This window comes from Runella sp. R0.1_18, from assembly GCF_057652155.1.
Map to the genome: position 1 here is coordinate 146,233 of NZ_JBYFCK010000005.1, position 18,671 is coordinate 164,903.

General features: G+C 46.4%; 12 protein-coding genes. 6 read left to right on the top strand and 6 right to left on the bottom strand.

Going from position 1 to position 18,671, the window contains the following annotated elements; genetic code table 11:
• Window positions 1–15: 15 nt before the first annotated feature.
• The 3 genes from AC23P2_RS11050 to AC23P2_RS11060 all read right to left on the bottom strand — a co-directional run bounded on the left by AC23P2_RS11050 (window position 16) and on the right by AC23P2_RS11060 (window position 4,205).
• Complete coding sequence (locus AC23P2_RS11050; protein WP_487773245.1) at window positions 16–804, bottom strand: L-fucose dehydrogenase; 789 nt, start codon at window positions 802–804, stop codon at window positions 16–18.
• 114 nt (window positions 805–918) lie between these two features.
• Window positions 919–2,955 carry a M13 family metallopeptidase gene (locus AC23P2_RS11055; protein WP_487773246.1) on the bottom strand — a complete coding sequence of 679 codons (2,037 nt, stop codon included), beginning with the start codon at window positions 2,953–2,955 and terminating at the stop codon, window positions 919–921.
• A gap of 38 nt (window positions 2,956–2,993) precedes the next feature.
• On the bottom strand, window positions 2,994–4,205 hold the full coding sequence (locus AC23P2_RS11060) for a DUF418 domain-containing protein (RefSeq protein ID WP_487773247.1): 1,212 nt from the start codon (window positions 4,203–4,205) through the stop codon (window positions 2,994–2,996).
• A gap of 244 nt (window positions 4,206–4,449) precedes the next feature.
• Between AC23P2_RS11060 and AC23P2_RS11065 the strand changes: the two genes are divergently transcribed.
• The 6 genes from AC23P2_RS11065 (at window position 4,450) to AC23P2_RS11090 (ending at window position 13,866) form a co-directional block, all read left to right on the top strand.
• Window positions 4,450–5,061, top strand: coding sequence for a hypothetical protein (locus AC23P2_RS11065; protein WP_487773248.1), 612 nt, complete (start codon window positions 4,450–4,452; stop codon window positions 5,059–5,061).
• Window positions 5,058–7,274, top strand: coding sequence for a histidine kinase (locus tag AC23P2_RS11070; protein WP_487773249.1), 2,217 nt, complete (start codon window positions 5,058–5,060; stop codon window positions 7,272–7,274). Before AC23P2_RS11065 ends, AC23P2_RS11070 begins: the two co-directional genes overlap by 4 nt.
• 26 nt (window positions 7,275–7,300) lie before the next feature.
• A complete protein-coding gene (locus AC23P2_RS11075) occupies window positions 7,301–8,059 on the top strand; it encodes a LytR/AlgR family response regulator transcription factor (protein WP_487773250.1) in 759 nt (252 codons plus the stop codon).
• A 278-nt stretch (window positions 8,060–8,337) separates the two neighbouring features.
• Entirely contained in the window at window positions 8,338–9,408 is a 1,071-nt protein-coding gene (locus AC23P2_RS11080) for an efflux RND transporter periplasmic adaptor subunit (RefSeq protein WP_487773251.1), read from the top strand.
• Window positions 9,405–12,506: an efflux RND transporter permease subunit gene (locus AC23P2_RS11085; RefSeq protein ID WP_487773252.1), complete on the top strand. Its 3,102-nt coding sequence runs from the start codon at window positions 9,405–9,407 to the stop codon at window positions 12,504–12,506. The genes AC23P2_RS11080 and AC23P2_RS11085 overlap by 4 nt, the downstream gene beginning before the upstream one ends.
• A 67-nt stretch (window positions 12,507–12,573) precedes the next feature.
• Window positions 12,574–13,866: a TolC family protein gene (locus AC23P2_RS11090; RefSeq protein WP_487773253.1), complete on the top strand. Its 1,293-nt coding sequence runs from the start codon at window positions 12,574–12,576 to the stop codon at window positions 13,864–13,866.
• Window positions 13,867–13,907: 41 nt separating this feature from the next.
• Here the strand turns inward: AC23P2_RS11090 and AC23P2_RS11095 are convergent, their stop codons facing one another.
• The 3 genes from AC23P2_RS11095 to AC23P2_RS11105 all read right to left on the bottom strand — a co-directional run bounded on the left by AC23P2_RS11095 (window position 13,908) and on the right by AC23P2_RS11105 (window position 18,383).
• A complete protein-coding gene (locus AC23P2_RS11095) occupies window positions 13,908–15,170 on the bottom strand; it encodes an Hsp70 family protein (RefSeq protein ID WP_487773254.1) in 1,263 nt (420 codons plus the stop codon).
• 9 nt (window positions 15,171–15,179) lie between these two features.
• A complete protein-coding gene (locus AC23P2_RS11100) occupies window positions 15,180–16,847 on the bottom strand; it encodes a L,D-transpeptidase family protein (protein ID WP_487773255.1) in 1,668 nt (555 codons plus the stop codon).
• Between the two features lie 93 nt (window positions 16,848–16,940).
• Window positions 16,941–18,383: a sulfatase family protein gene (locus AC23P2_RS11105; RefSeq protein WP_487773463.1), complete on the bottom strand. Its 1,443-nt coding sequence runs from the start codon at window positions 18,381–18,383 to the stop codon at window positions 16,941–16,943.
• Window positions 18,384–18,671 lie beyond the last annotated feature (288 nt).

Below are 18,671 nucleotides of genomic sequence, written 5' to 3' on the forward strand. Positions count from 1 at the left end.
CGAGAAGGTCTAGGACTAATGCTTAATAATCGAACGATCTAAATGCACGTAGCCGCCATCCACGTGGATAAGTTGACCCGTGGTGTGGCTCGATTTTTTCGATAATAAGAAGGTGACCATATTCGCAATTTCCTCAGGACTTGTCATTCGATTTTCAAAAGGAATACGGCTATTGATTTCGTTGAGGGTTTCTTCTGGGTTCGGCAGTGTTTTGATCCACTTTTCGTAAAGCGGCGTCCACGATTCAGCCACAAGGAGCGCATTTACCCGAATTCCGTATTTCAACAATTCTACCGCCCACTCGCGCGTAAGGGCATTACGAGCGCCGTTGGCGGCGGCGTAAGCCGACGTATTTCCTTGTCCTGTTTCGGCCACTTTCGAGCTGACGTTCACAATCGGGCCTTTGGTTTTAATCAAATACGGAAGGGCGTGTTGTGCCAACAAATAATAGTGCACGACATTTTTGTGCAGCGAAGCCATAAATGCCTCATAACTACCTTTTTCAAGTCCTACACCGTCGTTGACGCCTGCGTTATTGACCAAACCATCAATCCGACCGAAGCGCTCTACCGTCAACCGAATGGCTTTTTCGCATTCGGCAGGGTCAGTAAGTTCGGCTTCAACGCCGTAGGCCATGCCGCCCAAGGCTTCTATTTTTTCGATAACCACCTGATTGTCGGCTGCACTACGCCCCACAATCACAGGAATGGCCTCTTCTACGGCTAAGGTGCGCGCAATGGCTTCGCCAATTCCTTTGGCACCGCCTGAAACGATAATGACTTTTTCTCGAAGATGTAAGTTCACAGATAAAAGAGAAGGTTAGTGAAATGGTTATGTTTTAGATTTAATAAGTACTGTACGGCCTGAATCTCATGCAATACTACTAAAAACTATTAAAAAAACACTTCCTTTCTTCCGTTACCAAATGCTTACCCGAACGCTATCAGGACGATACATTTTATCGGTCGGCTTCATGTTAAACGCTTTGTAAAACTCAGGCATGTTCGACAACGGCCCGTTGACCCGAAAATGTTCGGGCGAGTGAGGATCCACCGAAATGCGGGTGCGCAATGTTTCGTCACGATTCTTAATCCGCCATACTTGCGCAAATCCTAAGAAAAAGCGCTGTTCGGGCGTAAACCCGTCGATTTTCTCGTTGCTTTGACCTTGTTTGGTACGTTTGAACGCTTCAAAGGCAATCGAAAGCCCGCCGATGTCGGCGATATTCTCTCCCAACGTAAGCTCTCCGTTGACGTGGACATTGTTCAACACCGTGTAGCTGTTGTATTGCTTCACCACCACCAGCGCTTTGCGTTTGAAACGGTCGGCATCGGCTGGTTTCCACCAATTTTTGAGCATTCCCATGTAGTTATATTGGCTTCCTTGGTCGTCAAAACCGTGGGTCATTTCGTGACCAATCACCGCCCCAATGGCCCCGTAATTGATGGCATCGTCGGCATCGTTATCAAAGAACGGGAATTGTAAAATGCCCGCTGGGAACACAATTTCGTTGAACGTTGGGTTATAGTACGCATTCACCGTAGGCGCTGTCATCCCCCACTCAGTTTTATCCACGGGCTTTCCGACTTTGGCAAAGTCGCGCTTCAACGCCGATGCCCGTATCGACTGCCCGTTGGCGTAATAATTATCCGCCACAATTTCTACGTCTGCATAATCTTTCCACGTATCAGGATAGCCAATTTTCTTGAGGTACAAGTTCAATTTCTTCAACGCTTCGGTCTTGGTCGAATCGCTCATCCAATCCAAACGCTTGATACGGTCGGCATACACCACTTGGAGGTTGTTTACCAGCTCATCCATGCGCGTTTTGGCCGCAGGCGGGAAGTATTTTTTCACAAAAATCTGCCCCAACAAATCGCCCAAACCGCCATCAACAGCATTCGTAATTTGTTTCCAACGGGCTTCTTGCACTTGCTGACCATTGAGGGTTTTTCCGTAAAACTCAAACTGTGCATCCCGAAAACCTTTACTCAACGACGAAGCCGCCCTTGTCAAAATATAAAAGCGAATTTTGTCTTTGATAACCTCCATCGACTGTTTTCCCAACAACTGGTCAAGTCCACGGTAATAGTCGGGCTGGCCAATAATGACCGTATCCGTTTTTACGCCCATTTTTTGCACCAACTTTACCCAACCAATGCCTGGAGTCACTTTTGCGAGGTCTTTGGTAGCAAACTTGTTGTAGTTTTTTTCGGGGTTTCGCAATTCTACAGGGCTACGGTGCGATTTAGCAATCTCGGTTTCGAGTTGGAGAATACCTTCGGCTTTTTTCTGCGCCGTGGCCGCATCGGTTCCGCTCAAGGTAAAAAGTGTCGTCACGTATTTTTTGAAAGCATCACGTACTTTCTTCGTTTCGGCATCGGAGCGGAAATAGTAATCTTTTTCGGGCAGCGTCAACCCCGTTTGGGCAAACTGCAAAGCATTATAGCCTGGGTTTTTCTCGTCGCTGCCTACATATAGGCTAAACCACACACTGCCTGGGTCAGACGGAAGGCTGGCGGCGTAGTCGATAACGTCTTGTTTACTCTTCAGGCCATCGACTTTGGCCAAATCGGCTTTGATGGGTTCATAGCCCTTCTTCTCAATCGTGACAGTATCCATGCCCGATTTATACAAGTCACCGATTTTTTGTTCCAAGCTCCCTTTCGTATGCGAGCCTTTGGCTGTTTCTTCCAAAATGGTATGAAGCTTAGCTAAGTTATCTTCATACAAGGTATAAAACGACCCCCATCCCGTTTGGTCGGCAGGGATTTGGGTATTTTTCATCCAGCCACCGTTGGCGTATTGAAAAAAGTCATCGGTGGGTTTGGCGGTTGAATCCATGCCCGTTACGTCAAAAAAAGACGTTCGCTTCGGCTGATCTGATTCCGACTTGCAGCTCACCAAAAAAGCACCTAAGGCCATTGCCGACAGGATTTTCAAGGAATTATTCATAGGAAAGGTTGTTTATTTCGAGGTACAAAAATTGAACATTAGCGAGATTTCAGAAAAGGTTGAATTTTTAAGTAGGTCAAGGAGCGCCACAGCCATTCGACGGGGCCATAACGGAAGCGTCCAAGCCACCATTGACTAAACGCAATTTGAGCTAAAAACACTACAATTCCAATCAAATACCCAACCGCTGGCGACACTTTGCCAAGCAAATTAAGCCCAAATCCGAAGAAAATAAACAAGCCTAAGAGCGTTTGCGTAAGGTAACTTGTGAGGGCCATTTTACCGATGGCCGCCAATGACGAAAGTACCTTGCTCCAGCTTTTTTTGGACAACAAAAAACTTACCCCTGCCACATAAAACAGCACCATACAGGCAGTCATGAAGTCGTAGAGCATCGAAAGTAGCACTGACAACCACATCGGAATGGTTTTGTTGAAAATACCGCTCATTTGCAAACCCACGCCAATCAGAAGAAGTACCCCTACCACCGAAATACTGTAAATGAGCAACTTCCGAAAAAATGTGCGATGCGCATCAAACTGCTGGAGGAGCTGCTTGCGCGCAAACCAAAAGCCCAGTAAAAAGAAGCCAAAAGTGATGTATAGACGTCCGCTCAGAACTTGGAATTTCATCTTTTTGGGAAATGCAGCCCAGTTATCTTCCAAAAACGGCAGATACTCCCCTGCCCGAATCAAGTTTAGGTAACGTTTGTTGCCTGGTTCGTCAAAAATTGTTCCCCACAACGCCCCCGTGTCTATGTGTTGAAAAGTCATGTAAGCATCCTGAATGCGCGCAGGCACGTTGATAATCAAAGCAATAGCAAGCCACAACAACCATCGATCAGGAATATTGACAAAAAGCAAAAGCCCAAATCCAACCATGGCATAAATGCTCAGAATATCACCCCGCCAGTGCAAGTGATGCAGCAGTCCAATGCCACCTAAAAGGGTAATTCGCCACGCAAAACGAGCCAAAAAGGCCGCTTTACGGTCGCTGGTTCGGAGAAGCATGAGCCCAAAACTGACCCCAAACAAAAACGAGAAAAAGGCAAAGAATTTACCCGTCACTAAAATTCCATCAAACGTCCAGATAATTTGGGAGAGCACGTCCGATTGATACGGTTTGCTCACTTCCTCGGGCAACGACCAGCCGCCGTGCCATCCGATGTAGTGTGCTAAAATGATACCTAAAAGGGCGAAGCCTCGAAGCCCGTCGATAAGCGGGACACGCGAAGTAAGGGTAGTGTTCATCTGTTTTTAAAAGGCTGTATAAATGGGTATAAAAGAAGTAACAGTACGGTTGTTACTCTATGATTAACACATAGTACATTTAAGTTTTTCACATAGAAAACATAGCGATACCCCTCGCTCACTTTCACCCTCATTTTCTTCCCTTTTACTCCCATTTTTGAGAGGTTTGTCCGAATCACCCTGTAGAATCAACACAGGCAAAATAGCTTTGTATCCGTTATCAAAACAGCTATTTTTACCTCGTATGATTATTTCATCACCCAACAGACCCCTCCTCTCCGCCATGGAACTCAGAGCCATTCACCTCGGCTTCGCCGAACTCATTTCAGAAACGCAACGGTTTATCAACCAACATTGGGCAAAAATAGGCGTTCTCAACCTCATCGCGGCTTTTGGGCGATTGGCCCAAGGGGGTGGTTTTGGGGCTATTTCTCCTTGGCTTTTTTCTCTCATTGATGTCCTTGTCGTCGTCGCTCGCCTCGGATTAATCGTACTTGTTTTGGGGCAAGGCTCTTGGCAAGCAGGTGTTAAACAAATTATTCTTTTCCCAAAACGTATGACTACCGAAGGGGGGCTCCTTTGGAAACAACTCAAACTGAACATTTTTTGGAACAAAATTGCATTTTCGGTCAACTTCATCGTCATCATGATTATTGGCACCGTTACCAATTTGAGCATCCAGCTTTTTACCCACCTGTTCTTCTTCAACTGGCTCAAATCGCATCAATTTATAGCTGCTAAAACCACCACTTGGGGAGTTATCCAGTTTTTAGGAAACCTTAGCATTACGCCTTTCACCGTGGTTTTTATGGTATTGGTAGCCCTCTTTTTGGTACGTAAACCTGAACAACGATGAGCACCATACTGACTCCCGACCAAGAATTAGGAACACCCTCTAAAGTGGTGACTTATCCTGCTGAAGGGCTAAAATACCTCCAATTGGAAACATTATCGGGCAACGTAGAATTAATTGGCCACGACGAAAACGCCATTCGGGTAGAGGTTTTTGCCTCGGTACGCAGCTTATTATCGCTTTTTTTGTACCAAGAACCCATCACCGAATTCCCTTCCGACATCAACCCTTTGGTGATGACCATCGTAGGCGAATCCTTGAAAATCACGGCGCGCCCCAATTACTTTAACCCTTACAATTGGGTTCATTTTCACCGCACGTCATTTCGTATCTTTTTACCTCCCTCGTTGCATTCGTTTATCAAAACCTACGGCGGACACGTTCGACTCCAGCACCTTTCTGGAAACCATAAGTTTGATACTTGGGGTGGGCATTTGCTTTTGCTTCATTCAGAAGGCAACTACCTTGGAAAAACAATGGGCGGCAATATCGAAGTAGCTCATTGTCAGGGCAATATTGAACTGAGCACGTTTGGTGGAAAAGTCACCATTAGCGACAATGAAGGCTCTATCCGCACCGACACCAAAGGCGGTAATGTGATTATTCATAACCACAAAGGCAAAATCAACGGAAGTACGTGGGGAGGCAACATCGAAGCCACCAATATCACGGGCGACTTAGAATGTAGTACCTCGGGCGGGAATGTCCGCCTCAGACACCTCAACGGCAACATAGGTGCCAGCACCCGTGGGGGAAATATCACTGCCGAAGTAACGTCGATTCATCAATATTCGTGGTTTGATACCTCAGGCGGAAACATCAAAGTGGCACTTCCGCTTCACCAAGGGTTGGATTTGGAAGTGGTCGCTGGTCGCGTAAGACACCCTCGTTTTCAAGACTTTAACGGCTATTCGTCCCGAAGTAATTTAAGAGGTAAACTCAACGGTGGCGGCCCCAACGTTACCATTCGGAGTTTTGGAGGGCGGGTTACGCTGTCGCAGTACCAGTCAGGAACGCCAGCCCCTGCGCCTTATTCGTATGTTCCTACTGACTATCCACGTCACCCGTTTACTGAACCAAATACGCCCACGCCTCCGCCACCCACTACGGTCACGCCTCCGCCCTCAGTTTCCAGCAATCACGAGCGAACACCTTCACCTTTTTCGCTTGAAGGAATGCTGATTGCGTTTTTGTTCTGTTTGTTTTTGGGATATGGACTGAGCGGAGTCGTGTATTTCTCGTTGGAGTTTTTTCGCTCACACAATGTTCTATCTACGGGTATCTTTTTTTCCAACATTGCCAATAGCCTCGGGGCATGGTTAGCATTGCAAATTTTTATACATTTTCTCGACTCCAAAATTCACTTTTCTTGGGCCAAATACCTCACCGTCATTGGACTTACCTTTCTATTTGTTTTTTCGTTTCAAGTCATCATTGGCCTTCTTTATTGGAGTAAAATTCCTGTACAATCTTGGCCAAGTAACCTTAAATCAACCACCATTTTTTACTTGTGTTTACCCCAAATAGTGAGTTGTTCTTACTTATTTTACTGGCAACGCACGCGGAAGATTACCCGTAAAATATCCGAACAAGAGTACCAATTGCTCAACCTCGAAAAGCTAAAAACCAAGGCACAACTCAACGCCCTCGAAGCGCGCATTAATCCCCATTTTTTATATAATTCGCTCAACAGCATCGCAGGACTCGTACACCAAGACCCCGACAAAGCAGAAGAAATGACGATTCAACTATCGAAATTGTTTCGCTCAACCACAGGCCGCTCAGAAGCGTATAGTCACAGCATTTCGGAAGAATTGGAAGTGGTAAAGTCGTACTTGGCCATTGAGCAAATGCGCTTTGGTAAGCGACTTCAATTTAAGGTGGACGTGCAGCCAACGTTGTTGGACGTAAAAATTCCGCGTTTTTTGTTGCAACCGCTGGTCGAAAACGCCATCAAACACGGAATTTCGCAATTGCTTGACCACGGAATTATCGAAATTTGCATCGAACGCACTTCCAGCCATATTCTGTTTACGATTCACGACAATGGCCCTGCCTTCAAAGAAGAAATAGCCAGCGGGTATGGGTTACGAAGTATTCGAGAAAAACTTCAATTGGTCTATGGAGACAAGGCCACATTACAAATTCAAAACGACAACCACAAAGCAGTAATCATCAGCCTTCCGCGTGACCACGAGTGGACTGACTGGAAATAAACCATCGCTTCTAACGACTTTTCGCTATGTTTACTACCCTTCTTATCGACGACGAACCCATTGCCTTAGGGCGTCTCAAACGTTTATTGACGCAGTTTGATGACCTCATTGAGGTGGTTGACGAAGCCCTCAATGGCCTCGAAGGCATTCAAAAAATTGAAACGCTACGCCCCAATTTACTTTTTCTGGACATCGAAATGCCCCAAATGACGGGTTTTGAGATGTTATCGCGGCTGTCGTATATGCCTATGGTCGTTTTTGTGACAGCCTACGACCAATACGCCATCAAAGCTTTTGAAGAAAACTCCATTGATTATTTGCTCAAACCCGTTGAAAAAGAACGTTTGGCCAAAACGATGGACAAGCTCCGAAACCTGCGGCCCGAACAAGAACAAACGCTCAGCCAAGAAAGCCTCAGGCAGCTCATCGGAAGCATGGTACCGAAGAAAGAAATGCACTCTATTTCGGTCAAAAGTGGTGATAAAATCTTGTTTGTACCGCTGTCGGACATTAGCTTTTTTCAGGCAGAAGATAAATATGTGCTGCTCAATACCGTCGATAATAAACAGTATTTGATGAATTATACGATTACAAGTTTAGAAGAAAAACTACCGTCAAATTTTGTAAGGGTAAGCCGCTCAACGATTGTTAACAGCAGCAAAATCAGGGAGATGGAGCGGTATTTTACGGGCAAATACATGATTGTGATGCTTGATCAAAAACAAACCAAAATCGAGACAGGCAGTACTTACCAAGAAAACGTAAAGCGCCTGATGGAATTTTAGAAATATCGACAAAATCAATCAATCTGTCGAGCGATAGGGGCGATTTGTACATTTTACTAGGTAAATTAAGGGCTTCAATCCACTTTTACAGTAGGACGAAAGCCCTTTTTTGTCGTAATAAACTTACAAAAGGGGTTGTAGCGTCAAAAAGCCGTTTGCTCTCATTTTTAGGGGCTTTCGGTACGATACCTAAACACCATTTTTGCATAACACTTACATTTGTTTACTTGTTAATACCTCACAAAACGAACTACAGAGCTCTCTAAATCTTATTTTGAATGAATTATTCCAAACCCACGCATTCTTTTTACATAAGTTTGTCGACAGTATTGGTTTGTTTGTCGCTGTCTGCTTGTAAAGAAAAAAAGGGAAAAGAAGGAGGTGGCGGTCGCGAAGAGAAAAAAGACAAACCTACCCTTGTAGATGTCATGGTAGCTACTCCTCAGCCCCTCACCAGTGTAGTTGAAGTCAACGGAACGATTATTCCGAGCGAATCGACCGAGCTACGCCCTGAAGTAAGCGGACGCTTGACCTATCTCAACGTTCCCGAAGGAAAAACGGTCACGCAAGGAGCGATTTTAGCCCGCATCAACAGCGCCGACCTCGAAGCCCAAATGCAACGAACCAAAGTGCAGTTGGACAACGCAGTGCGCACCGAAGAACGTTTCAAAAAACTTCTTGACGTAAATGGCATCAACCAAAGCGACTACGACGCCGCTTTGAATACCGTCAACACCCTCAAGGCTGACATGGCTTATACCCAAACCCTGATTGACAAAACGGTACTTCGTGCGCCATTTACGGGAACGATTGGTCTTCGTCAAATCAGCCCAGGTTCGTACGTAACCCCTACGTCCATCATTGCGACGATTCAACAGTTGGGTAAAAAGAAAATTGATTTTACCCTTCCCGAAGAATACAGCGAATTGGTTCGGATTGGTTCGACAGTGAAAGTTCGCGTGGATGGACGTGATTCGGTTTTGAGCCGAGCAACTGTGATTGCCCTTGAACCGCAAGCCAACCGACTCACCCGTAGCTTGGTCGTGCGCGCTCTCATGGACGATTCTCGCGCCAATCCTGGGGCTTTTGCCAAGGTAATTATTGGCAATGGCAACAACAAGAAAGCCATTATGATTCCGACCAATGCCATTATTCCCGACGACCGCAACAACCAAGTTATCCTGGTTAAAAACGGAAAAGCTGCGTTTGTCAACGTACAAACAGGAGTCCGTAGTTCTAACAACGTAGAAATTACCCAAGGTCTTAACGTGGGCGACTCTGTCGTTGTAACAGGGGTATTATTTGCCAAACCTGACGCCGTTCTCAAAGTAAGAAAAGCAAAGAAATGAACATTTCAGAACTATCCATAAACCGCCCCGTGCTTGCCACAGTGATGAACTTGGCAATCATTATTTTCGGAGTAGTGGGGCTTTCGTTTTTGGCGGTGAGGGACTATCCCGCCATCGACCCGCCACTGATTTCGGTGAGTACCTCTTATACGGGTGCTAACCCCGACATCATTGAGAGCCAAATCACCGAACCCCTTGAAAAACAAGTCAATGGGATTCAGGGTATCCGCACCATTACTTCTTCTAGCTCGCAAGGTAACAGCCAAATCAGCGTAGAGTTCAACCTCGGCGTTGACCTCGAAGCGGCCGCCAGCGACGTGCGCGACAAGGTGAGTCAAGCCTTGCGTAGTCTTCCGCAAGACATCAACGCTCCGCCAGTAGTATCGAAAGCCGATGCCAACGGCGACTTTATTATGATTTTGGCCATTCAGAGTGAAAGTAAAAGTTTGCTCGAATTGAGTGACTATGCCGAAAACGTCCTCCAACAACAGCTTCAAACCGTTGACGAGGTAAGTGCTATCAACATTTTTGGGCAAAAAAGCTACGCCATGCGTATTTGGCTTAACCCCGACAAAATGAGTGCTTACAACGTTGCCTTCTCCGACATTCGTTCGGCGCTGAACAACGAAAACATTGAACTACCTCCTGGAAAAATCTACGGTAACAACACGGATTTAACCATTCGGGTGTTGGGTCGTATGACCACCGAGAAGCAGTTTCAAGACCTTATCATTCGGGAAGATGCGACAGGAATCGTGCGATTGAGCGATGTTGCCAAAGTAGAACTAGGCCCAGAACAGCTCGAACAAAGCTGGAAATACAACGGCTTACACGCGGTGGGCTTGGCCATCATCCCCCAACCTGGTGCCAACAACATCAAAATTGCGGACGAAATCTACAAACGCGTTGCGCAAATCCAGAAGAGTAGCAAAAGCGACGTCCAAATCAAAGTATTAAGTGACAACACCAAAAACATTCGTAATTCACTTGCCGAAGTAGAAGAAACGCTCATCATTTCGTTTATCTTGGTGGTTATCGTTATCTTCCTTTTCTTCCGCGATTGGCTCATTGCGATTCGTCCATTGATTGACATTCCGATTTCGCTCGTGGCTACGTTTTTCATTATGTATCTAGCGGGTTTCTCAGTCAATATCCTTACCATGTTGGCGATTGTATTGGCCACGGGTCTGGTAGTCGATGACGGTATTGTAGTCACCGAAAACATATTTAAGAAGCTCGAACAAGGTTTGCCGATTCGGAAAGCGGCCATTGAAGGAAGTAAAGAAATCTTCTTTGCCGTTATTTCAACTTCCATTACACTGGCGATTGTGTTTTTACCCGTTATTTTCTTGGAAGGGTTTATTGGTAGTCTTTTCCGAGAGTTTGGGGTAACATTGGCCGCCGCCGTACTCGTCTCCGCCTTTGTATCGCTTACCATTACGCCCGTCTTGAACGTCTATCTTTCGCGCAAAAACGCGGGTCATGGCTGGTTTTACCAAAAAACCGAGCCATTCTTCCGTGGCATGGAAGATGGATACAAAGCGATGCTTACGGGCTTTTTGAAAGTGCGCTGGATGGCTTGGGTCATTGTCTTGGCCTGTGGAGGGATTATTTGGTATTGCATGGGGACGTTGAAAAGTGAGCTTGCACCGTTAGAAGACCGCAGCAGTATTCGTTTTAACGTGACTGCTCCCGAAGGAACAAGTTACAGCGCTATGTCCAAAATCGCCGATGAATTAGGCAAGTTTTTATATGATTCTATTCCTGAACGCGACTTTATTTTTGTGCGTACGCCAGGCGGAGGCCCTGGAGGAGGTGGTTCTACCAACAGCGCGGCACCTCGTTTGGCCTTGGTAGAACCCACCGAGCGTACCCGTAGCCAAAGCGATATTGTAAACGATTTGCAGAAAAAGCTCAGCCGCTTTAACCAAGCACGGGTGTTTGCCGTTCAAGAACAAACCATTTCGGTAGGTTTTGGCTCACGTGGTAGTTTGCCTGTACAGTTTATTCTTCAAAACCAAGACCTTGATAAGCTCCGCGCTATTATCCCGAAATTTTTGGAAGCAGCTCGTTCGGACAAAACCTTTGCCAACGTCGATGTCAACTTGAAGTTTAACCGTCCTGAGTTAAAACTGTCCGTTGACCGAATGAAAATCAGAGACTTAGGACTTACGACCCAAGACGTAGTAGCAACCATTCAGGCGGCGTTTAGTGGTGGTCGCTTGGCTTATTTCATCCAAAATGGCTACCAGTATTCCGTCATTGCCCAAGTAGAGCGCACCGACCGTAACAAGCCCGAAGACATCGGCCGCTTGTACGTACGCAACTCGCGCGGCGAAAATATTCCATTAAGCTCCGTAATTCGTTGGGAAGAAAGTACGACTCCTACCACGATTTACCACTATAATCGTTACAAGGCGGCGACCATTTCGGCTTCGCTGGCGGAAGGCTACACCATCGGCGACGGTATCAAAGCCATGGAAAGTATTTCCAACAAACTCCTCGACGAAAGCTACCAAACGGCATTATCAGGGCCCTCGCGTGACTTCTCAGAAAGTTCGTCGAACATCCTTTTTGCCTTTATGTTGGCTTTGGTACTTATTTACTTGGTATTAGCGGCTCAGTTTGAGAGCTTCATCGACCCTTTCACCATCATGATTACGGTACCATTGGCGTTGGCGGGGGCGTTGTTGAGCTTGTGGGCCTTTGACCAAACCCTCAACATTTTCTCCCAAATCGGAATGATCATGTTGATTGGTCTAGTGACCAAAAACGGAATCTTGATTGTGGAATTTGCCAACCAACGGCGCGAACATGGCCTCAAGAAAGTAGAAGCCGTTATCGACGCTTCAACACAACGTTTGCGTCCGATCTTGATGACCAGCCTTGCTACTTCTTTGGGAGCTTTGCCGATTGCGTTGAGCTTGGGAGCTGCCAGTACCAGCCGTATTCCGCTCGGAATTGTGGTCGTATGCGGCATCATGTTCTCCCTTGTTCTTACATTGTTTGTCGTTCCAGCGGTATATACGTTTGTTTCGGGAAAACACAAAAACGCCGATAACGTAGAAGAAAAGACAGTGGAAGTTAGCAATGCCTAACTTCCACCATTTTATCTACAATTAACAAATAATGATTAACTGTGCTTTGGCACGTAATCTCATCACAATGAGGAAATTTTTGATAGTATTGGGTTTGACAATTTCTGGTCAAATCGCCTTTTCTCAAAACTTGACCCTGAACGATGCCATCGGCATTGCGCTCAAAAATAACCTCGATATTGAGGTGTTGAAAAACAACGTTCAGGTAGCCCATATCAACAACGACAAAAGTATCGCTGGTGCCTTGCCTACGGTAACTGCCACCATCAACGACAACGAGCAATACACCAACGTCAATCAGAAGCTCAACACGGGGGTGGAAATTAAGCGAAACGGTGCTGCCGCCAATCAGCTGAACTCCAACATTACGAGCAGTATTCTACTTTACAACGGCAACCGCGTTAAATCGACCAAAAAACGCCTTGAGCAGCTCGAACTGCAAAGCAAGCAGTTGCTCAATGCCCAAGTTCAAAACACGATTGCGGGCGTAATGGCGGGTTATTATGACGTCATTCGTCAACAGGCGTACATCCGCACCATCGACCAGTCGATTGATGTGGCAGAGCGCCGCCTAGAGTTGGTAAAGGTGCAACAAAACGTAGGATTGGCCAACAACGCCGACTTGTTTCAATCTCAGCTTGACCTGAACGCTTTGCTCCAAACCAAGCAGTCGCAACAACTGATTGTGACCCAAGCTAAAACCGATTTATTGCTTTTGTTAAACCTTCGCCCTGACACCCTTATCGCCATCCAAGACACGATTTTGGTTGACAAAAGCCTTCAAATGGACGATATTTTGCGGAACGCTAACCGCAACGCCGACGTAATGGCCGCCGATAACCAAATCAAAATTGCGGAATGGGCAGCCAAAGAAGTTCAAGCACAACGCTACCCCACGCTGCGGGCAAACATGGGTTTTAACTACAACCGTAACCAACAAACCGCTGGGCAGCTACTCCTCAACCAAAGTAGTGGGCCGTTTTTGGGTGTAGGACTAACCATTCCTATTTACAACGGAGGTATTTTCAAACGCCAAGAACAAATCGCGGCCATCAATACCAAAAATGCAGGCTTACGCAAAGAAATTCTCCAGCGGACGTTGAGCAACAACGTCGTGAAGGCGTATCAAACATATTCAATGAATTTGCAGCAGCTGGAAGAACAAAAGAAGAACGTAGAGCTTTCAAAAAAACTGCTTGATTTGACACTCCAACGTTATCAGCTTCGCCAAGCGACCATCGTGGAGGTGCGCCAAGCCCAACAGAGTTTTGAAAGTATCGGGTATGCGTTTGTCAATTACAGTTTTGCCGCCAAAGCCGCCGAAATCGAATTGCTTCGTTTGGCCAATAACTTAAAATAAAATGCGTGGTTGGGGTTTCTCAAAACCCCAACACACTACCATTACCCCATTTGAAACTTACGTTGGCTGTCATAAGCCAACCCTACCCCAACACTATCGAGTTTGTTGCCATCTGCTACTTCGGCATGGGAAAATAGGTTTTTAAAAGCAAGTTGAACTGCGGGAATCTCAGTAGAACCTCCCGTCAAAATAATCAACTCAATATCCTGAAGCTTCACTCCTGCTTCTTGTACACAGGCCGTTGCGGCCACGGTCACTTGTTCAATTTCTGCGGCAATGGATTCCTCAAAGACCGCTTTGGAGGTCTCAACGGTACATCCTTCCGCTAAAAAATCAAGCGAGGAACAATTGACATCGTGGTAAGTCAAAGCGATTTTTGCCTCTTCCACAGCTCCTAACAAGACGTGCCCACTCTCTTGGTCGATGACATTCAACAACCGAGAAAGTCGCTCAGGGTCGTGCGATTGGCCCAAATACTGGTAAATCTGCATTCGGTTTTTGGGCGTATAAAGCGAGTTGACTTTACTCCATTCGGCCAAATCGTAGTAATACTTGAGCGGTACGGGCAAGTGTTTGTCGCCGTACGTACTACGAAAACCCAATTCGGGCATAAACGAAGTCAAACTCAAGTCTTTGTCAAAATCGTTGCCACCAATCCGCACCCCTGTGTTGGCCAAAATATCGTTGGCGCGGTTGGTTCTATTCAAAAAATGCTGCGAAAGGCGAATCACCGTAAAATCGGACGTACCCCCGCCGATGTCCACCACCAACGCCAGTTTTTCGCCCGATACGTTTATTTCGTGGGCAAACGCTGCGGCAATCGGCTCAAACTGAAACTCAATGTGTTTGAAGCCTACTTGTTGCGCAATTTTCCGTAGTTCTTCTTGGGCATTTTTGTCGCCCACAGGGTCGTTATCAATAAAATGAACAGGCCGCCCCATCACCACACTCTCGATTTCTTGCCCCGCTTCCAGTTCAGCTTTGTCTTTGAGGTTTTTGACAAACTGACCAATGATTCGACTAAAATACATCGGACTGCCGTTGACGAGCGTTCCCTGTTTCATAATCGTTGTTCCCAATATCCGCTTCAAACTGCGCATAAAACGGCCTTTGTTCCGCCCCAAAAACAGCTGCACCGCGTCGCGCCCGTAATGAGGCGTGTTGTCGATGCGTTCAAAGAATATTGCACTAGGAATGGTGGTGTTTGTCCCTTCGACGGGCACCAACGTGAGTTGGTTATCTCGGTAAAATGCAATGGTAGAGTTTGACGTTCCGAAATCAACGCCGCATGAAATTTCCGACATTTGTGCTTGTTATTGTTCTCCAAAAACTTCTTTTGCCAACGCACTATCCAACCCGTATAAGTCACGGCGGAAGTTGAGTTGACCCGTATTATCCACCCAAGTTGTAAAATAGACAATATACACTGGAAGCGAAGGACGAACGGTTATCCATTTCTCGTTTTGTGTTTTCCAAACGGCATTTAGCTTCTCTTCGTTCCATTCTGGGACACTTTTTAATACGTGCAGTGCCAATTTTTCGGGTTCGGACACCCTGATACAGCCATGGCTAAAGGCCCGCGAAGTCTCTCCAAAGAGGCTTTTTGAAGGCGTATCGTGTAAATAGATGCTGTAACTATTGGGAAATAAAAACTTAACTTTCCCCAAAGAATTTCCCTTCCCAGGCTTTTGTCGAATGGTATATGGAACGTTTTTGGTATAAGCACTCCACCTAACCGAGGACGGATTTATCACTTTGTTGCCCGACACCACTTCCATGTTGTTTCGTGCCAAATACCCTGGATTACGTTTCAGTTTGGGCAAAATTTCGTTGTTGATGATGTTGTTGGTCACCACCCAATACGGGTTTAGCACCACATACGAGAGGTTTCCTTTAAAAATGCTTGTCTTAGTCGCTTCTTTTCCCACCACGACTTTGCACATCCACGATTGAGCGCCATTTTCAAACACGTGTAAACGATACTCAGGAATGTTAACCAGCAACATATTTGGTTCGAGTTCATCGGGCACCCACCGCAACCGTTCCATGTTGAGCATCATTTGGCGGATGCGTTCTTCTACGGGTCGGTTTATTTCCACCAACGTCTTTTCGTCCAATTTACCCGTTTCCGAGAGGCCCATTCGGTGTTGGAAGCGTTTTAAGGCCACGGCCACCGAGTCATCAAATATCCTCGTCGAATCCAGCGTTTTTAAGTCGCCCCAGCGGTGTAGGTTTTGCTTCAACACCAAAACCGTCGAATCTTCGTCGCCTTTTTTGGGCGCTTTTCCTTCAAATTCCAATTTAGGCCACCCGCCTTCCTGCTGAATAAGTCGGTACTGACGCAGTTTTTCTTTCAACAACGTATAATAACGATTGACAGGCTCACGAATCGGCTGTCCTTTGGCGAGGACGAGCGTGTCTAACAACGCTTGAAAATTTTTCTTTTTACGGGGAATAAACCACTCCAAATCCAACAAATCTTTGACGGTACCCGCGTATGCTTTATCGGCGTACTGAAAAAACGCTGTCGTCAGAAGCAATTCGAGGGTTTGTACTTCTACCTTATTGGCCAAAAACTTCGTCCCTTGGGTTTCGGCTTCGTTCACCAATCGGTCGATTTCGGCATTGTACAGGCTGCTGTCTGCAAAATCGTTGATGTAGCTTTGGCGTAAGTTATTGAAATTGTTGGCAGCGTTGGCAAGGCGGTTTTCGCTAAACCACGCATACTGATACCCGCGTCGCTGATAAAACGAGCGCACATCGCCCTGAAGGCTATCGGCCAGCGAACGTGACGCAAAAAACGACGCCAACACCGTGCTATCAAGTACCAAAGTGGTATAATCTTGTTTGGAATAGACCGTTGAGTCAGGCGCAAATGCTTGTTTAACGGTTTCTTTTTGGCGAAATTGGTAATAGACAGCGGCTCCAATCAGGAGCAATAAGCCAACAGCGATGGCGATATAACGTTCGTTTTTGTTCATAGGAGGCATAGGATTCTTGAAATAGTGTCGGAAGAAAACACAAAAAAGTCGTTCCACCTAGCTGGGGAACGACTTTTTTGATGGTTTCATTCTTTACTTCACCCGTCCACTGGGACGAACATTTTTTCCTTCGCGTTTAGTGAGGTCGTCGCCCAAGTCCTCGCGGGCTTCGTCGGCTACTTTTTGGAGCTCTGTCACAATCTCAGGATAAAGCTCTTTCACATCGTAGCGCTCCGACGGGTCGCGGCGAAGGTCGTACAAAGCCAACGGAAACGGATGATTTTCGGGGGCTTTTCCTGGGAAACCGTCGTTGCCTGGCTGTTGTCCTTCGTAAGTGCGGCCTTCATGGGGTAAGACGAGTTTCCAGTCATCGCGGCGCACGGCTTCTAGGTTATTGCGACGATAATAGTAGTAAAAATACTTCCGAGGCGTGGCGTCCATGTTGCCTTTGAGCAGTGGTAAAATATCCACGCCATCAATTTTTTTCGCAGGCAATTTTGCTCCGCAGATGTTGGCGATGGTAGGCAGCAAATCAATGGTCGAAGTAAGTTTGTTACAAACGACACCTTCGGGCGTGACACCTTTCCAGCGAACGATGCAAGGTACGCGTTGCCCTCCCTCAAAACTATTGCCTTTCCCTTCGCGCAAGCCGCCCGATGAGCCTGCGTGGTTTCCGTAGTTGAGCCAAGGGCCGTTGTCGCTCGTAAAAATCACCACTGTATTTTTATCCAACCCATTTTCTTTCAGGGCTTTCATGATTTCACCCACCGACCAGTCGATTTCGAGCAACACATCGCCGTAAGTTCCTTGGTTACTCTTGCCCTTAAACTTAGCCGAAGCCGCAATCGGTACGTGAGGCATCGAGTGCGGTAAATAAATAAAGAACGGCCCTTTTTTGTTCTTTTTGATAAAATTAACCGCACGTTCGGTATAAATTCCCGTCAGTTTGGCTTGGTCATCAAGGGTTTTGATTTCTTGGATGGTGTCGTTGTTGCTCAACAAAGGCAAATAGGGAAAACTCTTTTTACGGTTATCAGACTCGTTGGCAATCGGTTTGCCATCGTAATGCACGGGCCACATATCGTTTGAATACGGCAAACCAACGTATTCATCAAAGCCCTGTTTTGTTGGTAAAAACTCAGGTTTATCACCCAAATGCCATTTCCCAAACATCCCCGTGGCGTAGCCTTTTTCTTTCAACAACTCAGCAATGGTGGTTTCGTCGGGGTTTAATCCTACTTTGGCATTGGGAAACAACGCACCCGAAATGCCGACACGGTTGGGATAACAGCCCGTCATCAACGCTGCCCGCGAAGCACTACACACCGCTTGAGCTGCCAGAAAATTGGTAAAACGCACTCCTTCTCCCGCCAATTTGTCGAGCTGAGGCGTACGGTATTGCAACGCCCCGTAGCAACTCAAGTCGCCGTAGCCCAAATCATCCATAAAAATCAAAATGATATTGGGTGGGGTCGCTTTGGGCGCTTTTTCCGTTGAAAAAATAGTAAAGGCAGAAATACCCACCACGGCACACATTGCCAAAAAAACAATTGAAAGCTTTCTCATATTTTGTAATAGTTAGGAAGCTATTTAAACACTACCAACCACAAAGAACGCTAAGAATAGCACAATGCCCACAAAGTGATATTATGCTATTTTCATTCAGGTTGAACGCATTAAAATATAAAGCGGCTATTGATTGCTCCAGAGGAGCAACCTGTTAGTAGAAAAATGAATCAAATCCCCCAAAAGCCCCATCGGGGCGGCCGACGTTCGGTGAAAGATGTCACCCCGATGGGGCTTTTGGGTGGCCTTTACCCCTTT

Coding starts and splice junctions, on each gene's coding strand:
- AC23P2_RS11055 (WP_487773246.1), bottom strand. CDS start 2,955: ATGAATAATTCCTTGAAAATCCTGTCGGCAATGGCCTTAGGTGCTTTT.
- AC23P2_RS11080 (WP_487773251.1), top strand. CDS start 8,338: ATGAATTATTCCAAACCCACGCATTCTTTTTACATAAGTTTGTCGACA.
- AC23P2_RS11075 (WP_487773250.1), top strand. CDS start 7,301: ATGTTTACTACCCTTCTTATCGACGACGAACCCATTGCCTTAGGGCGT.
- AC23P2_RS11060 (WP_487773247.1), bottom strand. CDS start 4,205: ATGAACACTACCCTTACTTCGCGTGTCCCGCTTATCGACGGGCTTCGA.
- AC23P2_RS11085 (WP_487773252.1), top strand. CDS start 9,405: ATGAACATTTCAGAACTATCCATAAACCGCCCCGTGCTTGCCACAGTG.
- AC23P2_RS11070 (WP_487773249.1), top strand. CDS start 5,058: ATGAGCACCATACTGACTCCCGACCAAGAATTAGGAACACCCTCTAAA.
- AC23P2_RS11100 (WP_487773255.1), bottom strand. CDS start 16,847: ATGAACAAAAACGAACGTTATATCGCCATCGCTGTTGGCTTATTGCTC.
- AC23P2_RS11105 (WP_487773463.1), bottom strand. CDS start 18,383: ATGTGTGCCGTGGTGGGTATTTCTGCCTTTACTATTTTTTCAACGGAA.
- AC23P2_RS11095 (WP_487773254.1), bottom strand. CDS start 15,170: ATGTCGGAAATTTCATGCGGCGTTGATTTCGGAACGTCAAACTCTACC.
- AC23P2_RS11065 (WP_487773248.1), top strand. CDS start 4,450: ATGATTATTTCATCACCCAACAGACCCCTCCTCTCCGCCATGGAACTC.
- AC23P2_RS11090 (WP_487773253.1), top strand. CDS start 12,574: ATGAGGAAATTTTTGATAGTATTGGGTTTGACAATTTCTGGTCAAATC.